The organism is Roseburia sp. AF15-21 (assembly GCF_003479505.1).
In the GTDB taxonomy this organism is placed as follows: domain Bacteria; phylum Bacillota; class Clostridia; order Lachnospirales; family Lachnospiraceae; genus Roseburia_C; species Roseburia_C amylophila.
Map to the genome: position 1 here is coordinate 388,290 of NZ_QUHG01000002.1, position 11,755 is coordinate 400,044.

Genomic DNA, 11,755 nt, shown 5'->3' on the forward strand with positions numbered 1-11,755 from the left:
ACCACCGGGCAACGGGAGGTGATGCTGTGGGCCGAGAACTGACCCGGACAGAAAAAGCGGCAATCCGCAGGCTGGTGTCAAAATGGTGTGCCAACTATGACCGGGACTGCGGCTGCCTGCCGCTGGATTGCGAGTGCTATATGTTTGGAAAATGCTGGACGGGGGCTTATTGCCGCTACTTCCGCGAGGCAGTTCTGCCCCTTGATCCGGCGCTGGAGGCTGCGCTGCTGGCAGAGGGGTCAAGGCCGGATTTCAAGGCTTGCCCGGTATGCGGCAGAGCCGTGGCTCCTGATGGACGGCAAACCTATTGTTCGGCGGCCTGTGCAAAGGCGGCACACCGCAGACAGCAGCGAGAATATATGCGAAAAAAGCGGGGCTGATGTGTTGACAATTAGGACACCCCAAACCCGCCTGTGACAAGGCTTTTTAAGGCCCTTTTCTGCGGGAGGCGTATGTTTCTACGTCCGCCCCTGTTTCCGTGAGATGCTGTCAACATTTTAGCTGCCGGGGCTTTGGGACAATTTGTCCCAAAGTTCCGGCTTTTGTGGAAGGAGGTACTATGCCGAAATATTATCCGATCAACGAAGAAGCCGCAAAGCGGGCAAAAGATATGAACAGCTTTTCCGACTATCAGCCGGGCTCCGCTACGGCGGGCTACCGGGCAATGGTCGATGAAGCGTATGCAGCGGCGGAACGCCAGAAAGCCCGTGTCGATCCAATGTACCATGATAAGATTGACGCGCTGGTGGATCGCTATGCCCGGAAACTTGCGGAAAATCTGAATGAACGCAATGTGATTGATGCCCGGGTGCCCTCTATTCTGATCTCCGGGGGCGGTAATTTCCCTGTGGCAAAAAAGCACAAGCAGAACGCCGCCCGGGATCGCAACTATGGAGAGTATGCGGAGATCTCAAAACTGCTTGATAAAATCCGCTCTGTTGGTATGGGCGGGATCAGCGCAGACGATGATCTGGCCGTGGAAAAGCTGACAAAAAAGCTGGAGGGGCTGGAGTTCCAGCAGGCCACCATGAAGGCGGTCAATGCGTATTTTCGGAAACACAAAACGCTGGACGGCTGCCCGGAGCTTACGCCGGAGCAGGCAGAAAAGCTCAAAGCAGATATGACGCAGTCATGGCACTTGGATAAAAGCAAGCCGTACCCCACCTATCTGCTTTCCAACAACAACGCCAACATCCGCCGTGTGCGCCAGCGCATTGAGGAACTGAGCAGCCGCTCCGAGTTTGCTGGCTGGACATTCCCCGGAGGTGAGGCCAAAATCAACGAGGCTGAAAACCGTTTGCAGCTTATTTTTGAGGAAAAGCCCGATGCCGATCAGCGGCAGGAACTGAAAAGCAACGGCTTTAAGTGGGCTCCCAGCCAAGGGGCATGGCAGCGGCAGCTTAACCAGAACGCCATCCGTGCTGCGGCCCGGATAGACTTTCTGCGACCCGAGGACGGTACAAGCCCCTATCAGCTCCAGCCGTTTGTGAAAAGAGAAAACAAAGAAATGTCTCGATGATGGGAGGTGTACTATGGACAAAAATCAAGGCTATGCTATTTTGAAGGCGGTCATGCTGGAAAATGGGCGGGGATTTGCATTGGGCGAACATCCCACTGCGCCATCCCGCTATGTCACATGGGCCTGCTATGATGACAAGGACGGCCAGCGGCAGTACGAATGGGGTCACTATGGAAATGACCGCACCGCGATGGAACAGGATTTTGCAGACCGGGTGCAGGACTATCAGCGTATTTATAACGTGGGGATCAGGCAGACCGAGGCTCCCGGTCTTTACAAGTATTATTCGACCCAGCGGCCTGTGGACATCGGGACATTCCCGAAGCCGCCCTATAACAAGCCGGATGAAATTTTCAATTACGATCAGCGCGTCCCGGTGGAAAATGGCTCGTTCTTGGCTTGGGGTTATCTTACCTATACCCGCCCCCTGACAGAAAAACAGGCATCCGACTATGAGCTACGTCCTGCGCCTGATAATCCCGACAGACCCCGTCCGATTGCCGAGCAGATGAAAAACGCGGCAAAGTTGGCGGAGGCAGATCGCGGCTCGGCGGCTCCGGCTCCCCAGCGCAGGCAGCCTGACCGTGGCGATAGATAAGGAGGTGCGTATATGGAAAAGAAACGTGAACAGGATTTGTCTGTACTGGAGGCGCTGCGCCTGCACCGTGAATTTCATTTGCCGCGCCCCGTTCCGGCAGACGAACAGGAAAAGCCGCTGGATAAGGTAAAGGAGCCGCCCCGCGCCTGCCGCAGCCGGGAGCGTGAGGAGCGATGACAAAGAAACGCCGTCGTCCGATCCATCTTCATGTGATGGTGTCGGAGGAGGAGCAGGCCCTGATTCAAGAACGTATGGCGGAGGCTGGCATCCGTAACATGGGAGCCTATATGCGGAAAATGGCCCTGAGTGGGTATGTGCTTCATGTTGACCTTTCGCCTGTTCGTGAGCTGGTTTCGCTCCAGCGGCGCTGCTCCAACAATCTGAACCAAGTGGCAATTCAGGCCAACACCTACGGCGCAATTTATCCCGAAGAACTCGCAGCCTTACAGCGGGACTATGCCGCTTTGTGGGGGCCGCTGTCTGATCTCTTGAAACAGCTCTCCGCGCTGGTAGAGCTCTGATCCATCCGGGGAGTGGTTGATACCACTCCCCGGCTTTTTCTACTTCGGGACAAAGTGTCCCAAAGTAAAAATACTGTTTGCCGGAAGGAGGGATTTTTACGGCGACCACCTACATCCGCCCTTATAAAACAGCGGCGGGAAAAAGTGCAATTCAAACGATGGAGGATCGTTTCACCTATGGTCTGAACCCGGAAAAGCTGGGAGCCGTATCTTCCTATCTCTGCGATCCGAACACGGCTCCCGCCGAGTTTCTTCTGGTAAAAAGTCAATACCATGCAGAGACAGGCCGGGCCGTATCTCGCGGGGCACTGTTCTTTCAGATCCGACAGGCGTTCCTGCCCGGGGAGGTTACGGCGGAAGAAGCAAATCGTATCGGTTATGAAACGGCGATGCGCTGGACAAAGGGAAAGTATCAGTTCTTCGTCTGTACGCATACCGACAAGGCCCATATTCACAATCACATTTATTTCAATGCAACGGCCTTTGACCGCTCCCGGAAATTCCATAATTTCATTGGTTCGTCCTTTGCCCTGCGGAGGCTCTCTGACCGCGTGTGCATCGAACATGAATTGTCTGTTATCCAAAATCCGTGCCAGCACAGCAAGGGTCGTTTTCTCCACTATGGACAGTGGATCGGAGAAAAGCCACCCTCTGCCAAGCAGCGGGTGCGGCTGGCTGTTCTCGCCACTTTGGAGAAAAAGCCCACGGACTTTGCCGACTTTCTTCGTCTCATGGAGGAGTCCGGCTTTTCGGTGAAACAGGGACGCGGCGGTGTCATCTCATTCCTTGCGCCCGGGCAGGAAAAACCGACTCGGCTCCGGGCTTCTACACTGGGAGCCGGATTTGACCCGGAGGACATCAAGGCAGTAATTGCCGGGGAACGTCCACTCCCTGAGCTGACAGAGGAGACCACGGTTCCGCCACGGCGAGTTAATCTCATCATCGACATTCAAGAGCGTATGACCCAGGGCAAGGGCCCGGCCTATGAACGATGGGCCAAGGTCTACAACCTAAAACAGATGGCTGCCGCGCTCCAGTATTTGCAGGAGCATCATCTGACAGACTATGCGGCGCTGACGGCCAGCACCGAGGCTGCTGTGGATCACTTTCACAAGCTGTCTGACGAGCTCCGCACAACGGAGGAGGCTCTTTCCAAAACCTCGGAGCTGATGGCTGCCACGGTGGACTATGCCAAGACCCGCCCGGTATTCGATGGGTACAAGGCTGCGCGGTACAGCAAAAAGTATCTGGCCCAGCATGAAGCAGAGCTTGCCACTTACCGGGCGGCAAAAGATACCATGAACACCATACTGAACGGCGCAAAGCTCCCTAAGATTGAAGCACTAAAAAAATCCAGCCGTGAGCTGGCAGAACAGAAAAAAGAGCTTTATGCAGAATACCGGGAGGCCCAGCGGCAAATGCGGGAGGCCGTGGCAATAAAAGCGAACATTGATCATCTGCTCGGCATAACGGACGAGCGTGAGAATAAGGCACAGGAACGATAGTGACGGGCCGCAGACTACGGTGCAGCGCACCGGGACTTTGGGACAATTTGTCCCGAAGTATAGCGGGTTTGGGGAGCTCCCCAACAAGCATTTTTGCGGGCCCTGCGCCCTGCAAAAATTTCGGAGTGTGGCCACACCCGAATTGCTTGCCATTTCGTGCGCTTCCGCTACATGGCGCAAAAAACGGAGGTTACGCTTTCTTTTACGTTTCCTCCGTTTCTTTCGATGCTTTCATCGCTTGGATCGTGGCTTCAACGATTTTCAGTTCCTTTTCGTCCAAGGAGTTCAGCATGGCATCAATCCGCTTTCTGCACTCGCTTCCTTTGTTTTTGGACGGGTAAAAGTATTGATCTACCGATATATCAAACATTGTGACCATCTGATAAAAAGTGTTGAGGCTTGGGTGCTGACCGTCATTTTCGTTATACATAATGGTACGGGGAGCCCGGTCAACAATATAGGCCAGTTGCTCCTGTGTCATCCCGCTGGCCTCCCGAGCCCGCTTGATGGCAAGCCCTATATCGTGAAAATCAAATCGTCTTTCATCTCGTTCTATCTTCATAACATCACCTGATATGATTTTACATTTCATGTGATATTATTTGAACGACTGTGTATTTCATACTACTGACTATTTAATTTCACATACGCAAAATTGATGATCGCGGAAATGTGAGGTACAATATACCTATAACTTTGGGACAATTTGTCCCGAAGATCAGAGGTTGGTATCTAAAATAAAATCAGAAATATTGTGAGGTTTCTGTGACATTTGGGTGCTATACTGAAAATGAAGGAGTGTGATACCATGCGAATTTTAGTAGTCGAGGATGATCGGCTTTTGAATAATACTTTATGCTATAACTTGAATACTGCGGGCTATACGGTTGATTCTGCACTGACAAAATCAGTGGCCAGTAGTTTCTTGACAAAGCAGGACTATGACCTGATTGTGCTGGATGTAAATTTGCCGGACGGGAACGGTTTTGACTTCTGCCGGGAAATAAAAGAGCGTCGCCCTGATACCGTTATTATTTTTCTGACCGCAAATGATATGGAAAGCGATATGCTCAAAGGGTATGAACTGGGCGCAGAGGATTATGTGACAAAACCTTTCCCTATGAGCGTCTTTCAAAAGAAATTAGCGGTAGTGCTGGGTAGGCTGACAAAACAATATGGTGGTGATACTTATGAGGATGGCACACTGACCATCAATTTTTCAGAAATGAGTGCTACTCTATCAGGAAAGTCACTTACATTCACCCCACTGGAATATCGACTTTTGAAAATCCTGATGAAAAATCCGCAGATTGTTTTGACCCGGCAAGTCTTGTTGGAAAAGCTGTGGGACGCAGACGGAAATTTTGTGGATGAACACGCTCTGACTGCGGCGATCAGCCGGGTACGAAACAAAATCGAAACACCTGACCGTCAGTATATCAAAACGGTATATGGTATGGGCTATATGTGGATCGGAGGAGTGCTGAAATGAATGTGCGAAAACTTTCCGTCAACAAAGCCTGTATCTTTTTTGCTGTTCTCCTGCTGGTGGCAATGGGGACGGTTTCAGCAGCTTTGTATGGGCTGACCCAAAATATAACCGCTGTCTGGTATGTATTATTGTTCGGCATTTTTGTGCTGGTTTGCGCTGTTTGTTTTATGGTGCTGGTTCGCCGCAAACTGGCAATGTTCTCCGATGCTTTTTGCAGTTTAATGGATGATATGTTATCCGGGAATATGCAGCCGAAACAGACTGTGGAAGAAGAAAGTCTTTTCTATAAAATTGAATATCGGCTGAACCGTTTATATGAAGTCATGCAGGAAAACAAGAACGGCATTGCACAAGAACGGGCTGACCTGCAAGAACTGATTTCCGACATCTCCCATCAGGTCAAGACCCCGATTGCGAACTTGAAAATGATTAACAGCACTCTGCTTGAAAATGAAGTCCCTGTGCAAAAACAAAAAGAGTTTCTAACGGCACAGGCCAGCCAGCTTGATAAACTGGATTTTCTCATGCAGGCTATGATTAAAACCTCTCGTTTGGAAACAGGTGTTATTTCTCTGGAAAAGAAAAGCCAGCCGCTTTATGACACGCTTGCCGCCGCATTGGGAGGTATTCTTCTGAACGCCGAGAAAAAACAGATCAATGTTCAAGTGGACTGCCCGGAGAACTTGGTCGTTTCCCATGACAGAAAATGGACAAGCGAAGCACTGTTCAATATTTTGGACAATGCAGTGAAATATACGCCGGAGGGCGGTCAAATCCGTGTTTCGGTTGAAAGTTGGGAAATGTATGTGAAAATCGACATTGCAGATACAGGCATTGGCATTTCAGAACAGCATCAGGGAGCAATTTTCAAGCGTTTCTATCGAGAGGACATCGTACATGATGTAGATGGAATTGGTATTGGTCTATATCTGGCTCGTGAGATCGTAACCTTGCAAGGCGGTTATATCCGGGTAACATCCGAGGTTGGGAGGGGTTCAACTTTTTCCGTCTTTCTGCCTCGACAATAAAATAAGTACGCTAAAAAACAAAATGTCACAGGCCTATGACATTTGAGATTTAATTAAACAGAGGTATTTTGTTTCCCGTGACATTTCTGTGAGGTTTACCTTTTATGATAGAGCCATCAAAAAGAAAGGGTGGTGTTCTATATGAACATATTACAAACGACAGATTTGAAGAAATATTACGGCACCGAACCGAACATTACAAAAGCATTGGATGGCGTGACCCTATCCATTGAGGAAGGTGAATTTGTTGCCATTGTTGGTACTTCCGGCAGCGGTAAGTCTACTTTGCTGAACATGATGGGCGGGTTAGATACGCCAACTTCCGGCAGTATTAAAGTAAAAGGGAAAGAATTATCGAAACTCAAGGATGAACAGCTTACCATCTTCCGCAGACGTAACATCGGGTTTATCTTTCAGAATTACAATCTTGTTCCTGTGCTGAATGTCTATGAAAATATTGTCCTGCCGGTGGAGCTGGATGGTGATACCGTGGACAAGCGGTTTATGGATGAAGTCGTGAAAATGTTGGCTCTCGATGGGAAGCTGAACAGTATGCCTAACAATCTGTCCGGCGGCCAGCAGCAGCGTGTAGCGATTGCCCGCGCCCTTGTTTCCAAACCAGCTATTATACTTGCAGATGAACCGACAGGCAATTTGGATAGCCGGACAAGTAGTGATGTTCTTGGTTTGCTGAAAGTTACAAGTCAGAAGTTCCATCAAACGCTTGTAATGATTACCCATAACAATGAAATTGCCCAGCTTGCCGACCGAATTATCCGTATTGAGGACGGAAAAATCGCACAGTGACAGGGGGTGACATTGATGGATGATATTTTATTTGGGAACAATAATCAGGCAACAATCAATCGTCTTGCCAAAAGAAGCTACCGCGCTAATAAGCAGAGAAATGTTTTCGTTACCATCGCATTATTCTTGACCGCCTTTATGATTACATCTGTATTTAGTTTGGGGTGCAGTTATTTTGAAACCTATCAAATGCAGCAAATTCGTGCGATGGGCACGACTGCGGATGTGGCAATTACAAGCCTCTCAGAAGAACAATATGAAGAATTGAGCCGATCCAGCTTGGTATCCGTAGTTGGTGTCAGTCAGAGATTGGGCAGCATTGATACATCTGGAATGGACGATGCCCTGCTGAGTATTACTTGGATAGACGAAACAGAATGGCAAGAACACCGTGTACCAACAATTTCGGATATACACGGAGATTATCCGCAAGCAAAAAATGAAATTATGCTCCCTACATGGGCTTTGCGTGCAATGGGGATTGATGATCCACAGATAGGGATGAATATTTCCCTTTCCTATCAACTCGGAACAGATTATCAATATATCTCCGATGAATTTGTTTTGTCGGGCTATTACACAGATTATTCGGCTTCACGTGCAGGCAACCGTGGTGCCGCTTATGTTTCGGAGCTTTTTGCAACACAAACAGGGCTTCCCTTTGATAGTGTGTCTACCGCAATGATTTCTTTTTCTGATGACAGTAATGCCCTGCGATCCTGTGAAAAACTAAAACGGAAGATTTCGTTTACAGAAAGTCAGTCCTTTGAAATTGTACCTATTGCTCAGAGCAATTCCACCACCATTGTTCTTCCACTGGCTGCTATTATCGTCTTTATCATTATCAGCGGCTATTTGCTGATTTATAACATTCTGTATATCTCAATTTCAAGAGATACACAATTCTATGGACAGCTTAAAACGATAGGCACGACAAAAAGACAAATCAAGCGGATCGTGCGTTCTCAAATATTCAGAACGGCGGTGATCGGTATTCCCAGCGGCCTGATTGTCGGTGGTATTGTTTCGCTTGGACTTGTTCCGTTTGCCATGAATATGATGTACTCAAGCGATACAGACCTTGGGGAGATAGTGTCCTTTTCCCCCATTATTTTTGCGGGTGCCGCAATCTTCACATTTTTTACTGCAATCATCGGCAGCATGAAACCAGCGAAAATAGCTGCAAGTATTTCTCCTGTTGCGGCTTCACGCTATACGGAGGCAAATACAAGGAGTTACCGAGATCATAAGAGCCATAGAACAAAATTATCTCGGATGGCACGAGATAATATTTTTAGAAACCCTAAAAGCGCTTTCCTTACTTTTGCGTCCTTATTTTTAGGCTTAATATTGTTTTTGGTTTCTGCTGGTCTACTATCAAGCCTAAGTCCCGACAATTTTGTAAATCAATGGGGAGAAAGTGATTTCGCATTGACTTATAGCATTTCCGAAGAAGGAAACCTGCTCTCTGATGAAATGTTGCAGCAAATTGAAACAATGCAGGGAATTGAAAATCTGCGCGTCACTTATTCTGCTTCACCGTGGCCCACTATGGATGTCATTTACGACGAAAATGTATTCGGGAAATATATTGATTCCTTGGATGGCGTATCAGGTCTTGATTTTTCAAATGCGGAAACACGAAAAAACTATACAGATAATTTTTGGAGCGGCGTTTACGGAATAGATTCCAGATATATCGAAGAACTTAATAAAACGCTTGATAAGCCTATTGACTTAACCGCCTTTGAAAAGGGAGAGTTGGTGGTTTTGTCCGCTATGACGGATGATGAGGGAAACCTATTGATTCAGCCAGGGCAAGCAATCACCGTTGTCGGTGAGTCCGGGGAACAGGTCTTTACAGTGGCAACTGGCTTTCTGGACGCTGATTTTCAGAGTGGTCGAGGAAATGAGAGAGGTACTGCCCCTGATTTGTATATCAGTGAGCAGGCAATAGAGAAGTTGTCTGGAGAAACCAAAATCTTTCGGATTGCTTTTGATACGATTGATAGCAGTTATGACAAAGGGATTATGGAGCAGCTTCAATCCATTACTGCTTCGTCACCGGGCATTACGATTCTGTCACGATATGAAAAGCAGCAAGAAATGGCCGGATATTTGCTGACCTCAAGGATTATAGCCGCAGGGTTGTCCGCTGTATTTTTGCTGATAGGAATTATGAATTTCATTAACACAATGGTTGTTAGTGTAAATACTCGGAAACATGAATTTGCAACACTTGAAAGTATAGGAATGACGAAAAAGCAAATTAGAAATGTATTGCTTTGGGAAGGCGGGTATTATTGGAGTATTTCTTTCCTACTGCTTGCCACACTGGGAACAGCGATATATATTCCAATATACTCAGCCTTTAGAAGAATGGTTCCTTATGCAGCTTTTCACTATCCTGTAATTTCTCTGTTGGTTGTCGCAGCTATTGTTTTGCTGGTCTGCTTGGCAACCCCCGTCATAACTTTCATGCAAAATGTTAAGCAAAGCGTTGTAGAGAGACTGCGGCAGAATTAAATATTTGCGATGAAAACCGGGAGATTATTCTCCCGGTTTTTCAAATCTCACAGGTTCGTGAGATTTCAGCCCATTATTCTGTCGAAACAGCGTGTGTCAGTGACATTTCTGTGAGGATTGCTTGTTAAGATAAGCGCAAAAGGAACAAGCTGCCGCACGACGGCAAAAGAAAAAAAGCCGTCGTACAGCAGCCTATCAACACGCCCATTTGAAACGGCGGCTTTGATTTTCAGAGCCGCCGTTTCTTTGCGTCTACACAAACCAATGACGACTTGTAGGGACACGGTAGCCGATGGGAGGTTATTTTGCCGTGTTCATTTTATTATTTCATTGTTCGCGTGATCTGCACCAGCTAAAAAAAGCGTAGCCCCTCCGTCGGAGCAGTCCGGTTTTGAACATGAAATTAAACAGTACATAACCGATAATACTTTTTCGTGCGCTTGTGCGGCCTTGTGTCGCACAGGCGCATTTTGCTTTCCAGACTTCGAGACAAAGTGTCCCGAGGTGCGGTGCCGTTCTCCGCCGTTGCTCCATTTCGTTTCCGACCAACCCCGAACAAACTGAAATGGAGGATTTTACGATGACTACTATCAATTTGAAAGATTTTTATTATTGGTACACGCAGGATCAGCTTATCGAAGTTTCTGACGAGGTGGCCGAGGTATTCAAGGCCGATGCCCGCTATGAAATGGCCTACCAGCGGCGGCTCTCCCGGCACAAGGCGCAGTATTCTCTGGACTGCGATGACGGGATTGAATATTCCGCTTGCCTGCATGAGCCGACCCCGCAGGAGCTCCTTGAACGGATGGAAACCTTTCTTCGCCTGTGGAACGCTCTCAATTCTCTGCCGGAGATCCAGGGCCGCAGAATTGACGCACATATCATTCTTGGCAAGTCGATTAAGGAAATTGCCGAGGCCGAGGGCGTACATGAGGAGTCTATTCGCCAGTCGATCAAGCGTGGCCTTGAACGCATGAAAAAAACTTTTTGATTTTTTCTTCTTAACCCACTTGGAATTGATGAAAAAATGTCTCGGTTTATGAGAGGAGGTTTTCTTCCTAACGCGAGGGAATAACGGCAACCCTGAGTAAGTACGTGGAGCCAGACGGTGGGTGCGCGGTGACATTTCCCAAAAGAGATTGAGCGAACAACACCAACACTGTAAATGGGCCCGGCCATCCCAAGGCCATGATCCGGCGCTGAACAGGTTGGCTGCCTGTTCCTCCGGGCTTGTCGCTTTACTTGCGTTGAGAGCGCCGCACAGAAAATAACGATTGTCTTTGGACAGGCCAAGTAAATATGTGCGGCGCTCTCTAATATTCAAAAACTATAATAAACCTCGAGACAAAGTGTCCCAAGGTGGAGTAAGGCAACAGGCCAGCATCCCGGTGGTGCTGGCCTGTTGCGTTTCCCCACCAAACAGCGGGAGGCGTTCTATCAATCTGCGAAGGAGGTTTACCGTGAAATTAACTACACAGGAACTTGAACAAATGAGAAGCGTTGACATTGGCGCGGTGGCTGCCGAGTCCCTGCCTGATGTGAGCGGTATGACCTTTGACAATGCGCTTTCCCGAAAGGAGCGCATCTCTCGATTTTTGCAGACTGTCAAAAATCCATACTGCTTTTGCATCGGTGGTGTTGGCGTGAAAATTGAATTTGCTGAAAGCGGGCCATCTCTCCAAGATAAGCTGACGGATTTCCTGCTGCGGCAAAGAAGCGGGCTGTAACTTCGGTTACAGCTCGTTTTGCTTCTTCGAGA

The 11,755-nt window shown here is 48.3% G+C and carries 13 protein-coding genes; 12 read left to right on the top strand and 1 reads right to left on the bottom strand.

The genetic code is table 11. The annotated features are described in order from the left end of the window. Positions 1-26 precede the first annotated feature (26 nt). The 6 genes from DWW33_RS04920 to DWW33_RS04940 all read left to right on the top strand — a co-directional run bounded on the left by DWW33_RS04920 (position 27) and on the right by DWW33_RS04940 (position 4,143). Positions 27-380 carry a cysteine-rich VLP domain-containing protein gene (locus DWW33_RS04920; RefSeq protein WP_118638966.1) on the top strand — a complete coding sequence of 118 codons (354 nt, stop codon included), beginning with the start codon at positions 27-29 and terminating at the stop codon, positions 378-380. A 179-nt stretch (positions 381-559) separates the two neighbouring features. Then, the gene (locus DWW33_RS04925; RefSeq protein ID WP_118533129.1) at positions 560-1,519 is read left to right on the top strand and encodes a hypothetical protein; all 960 of its coding nucleotides are present in this window, start codon (positions 560-562) and stop codon (positions 1,517-1,519) included. A 13-nt stretch (positions 1,520-1,532) separates the two neighbouring features. Continuing rightward, a complete protein-coding gene (locus DWW33_RS04930) occupies positions 1,533-2,117 on the top strand; it encodes a hypothetical protein (protein ID WP_118638967.1) in 585 nt (194 codons plus the stop codon). A 12-nt stretch (positions 2,118-2,129) separates the two neighbouring features. Next, positions 2,130-2,294 carry a hypothetical protein gene (locus tag DWW33_RS15800; protein WP_172749916.1) on the top strand — a complete coding sequence of 55 codons (165 nt, stop codon included), beginning with the start codon at positions 2,130-2,132 and terminating at the stop codon, positions 2,292-2,294. Next, positions 2,291-2,638, top strand: coding sequence for a plasmid mobilization protein (locus DWW33_RS04935; RefSeq protein ID WP_014080206.1), 348 nt, complete (start codon positions 2,291-2,293; stop codon positions 2,636-2,638). Before DWW33_RS15800 ends, DWW33_RS04935 begins: the two co-directional genes overlap by 4 nt. A gap of 158 nt (positions 2,639-2,796) precedes the next feature. Next, positions 2,797-4,143 (top strand): relaxase/mobilization nuclease domain-containing protein, encoded by a 1,347-nt coding sequence (locus DWW33_RS04940; protein ID WP_199650732.1) that lies wholly within the window; start codon positions 2,797-2,799, stop codon positions 4,141-4,143. A gap of 202 nt (positions 4,144-4,345) precedes the next feature. Here the strand turns inward: DWW33_RS04940 and DWW33_RS04945 are convergent, their stop codons facing one another. Further along, positions 4,346-4,705, bottom strand: coding sequence for a helix-turn-helix transcriptional regulator (locus DWW33_RS04945; RefSeq protein ID WP_118638969.1), 360 nt, complete (start codon positions 4,703-4,705; stop codon positions 4,346-4,348). A gap of 246 nt (positions 4,706-4,951) precedes the next feature. On the opposite strand from DWW33_RS04945, the gene DWW33_RS04950 reads away from it, so the two are divergent. The 6 genes from DWW33_RS04950 to DWW33_RS04980 all read left to right on the top strand — a co-directional run bounded on the left by DWW33_RS04950 (position 4,952) and on the right by DWW33_RS04980 (position 11,723). Continuing rightward, positions 4,952-5,635, top strand: coding sequence for a response regulator transcription factor (locus DWW33_RS04950; RefSeq protein WP_117715286.1), 684 nt, complete (start codon positions 4,952-4,954; stop codon positions 5,633-5,635). Further along, positions 5,632-6,663, top strand: coding sequence for a sensor histidine kinase (locus tag DWW33_RS04955; protein WP_117461331.1), 1,032 nt, complete (start codon positions 5,632-5,634; stop codon positions 6,661-6,663). The genes DWW33_RS04950 and DWW33_RS04955 overlap by 4 nt, the downstream gene beginning before the upstream one ends. 141 nt (positions 6,664-6,804) lie before the next feature. After that, positions 6,805-7,470, top strand: a complete 666-nt coding sequence (locus DWW33_RS04960) for an ABC transporter ATP-binding protein (protein WP_005335790.1) — start codon at positions 6,805-6,807, stop codon at positions 7,468-7,470. A 15-nt stretch (positions 7,471-7,485) separates the two neighbouring features. Continuing rightward, positions 7,486-9,996, top strand: coding sequence for an ABC transporter permease (locus DWW33_RS04965; protein ID WP_117536013.1), 2,511 nt, complete (start codon positions 7,486-7,488; stop codon positions 9,994-9,996). Between the two features lie 580 nt (positions 9,997-10,576). Then, positions 10,577-10,987: a sigma-70 family RNA polymerase sigma factor gene (locus tag DWW33_RS04975; RefSeq protein ID WP_014080198.1), complete on the top strand. Its 411-nt coding sequence runs from the start codon at positions 10,577-10,579 to the stop codon at positions 10,985-10,987. Positions 10,988-11,456: 469 nt separating this feature from the next. Next, positions 11,457-11,723: a DUF6870 family protein gene (locus DWW33_RS04980; RefSeq protein ID WP_007884026.1), complete on the top strand. Its 267-nt coding sequence runs from the start codon at positions 11,457-11,459 to the stop codon at positions 11,721-11,723. The last annotated feature ends 32 nt before the right edge of the window (positions 11,724-11,755 follow it).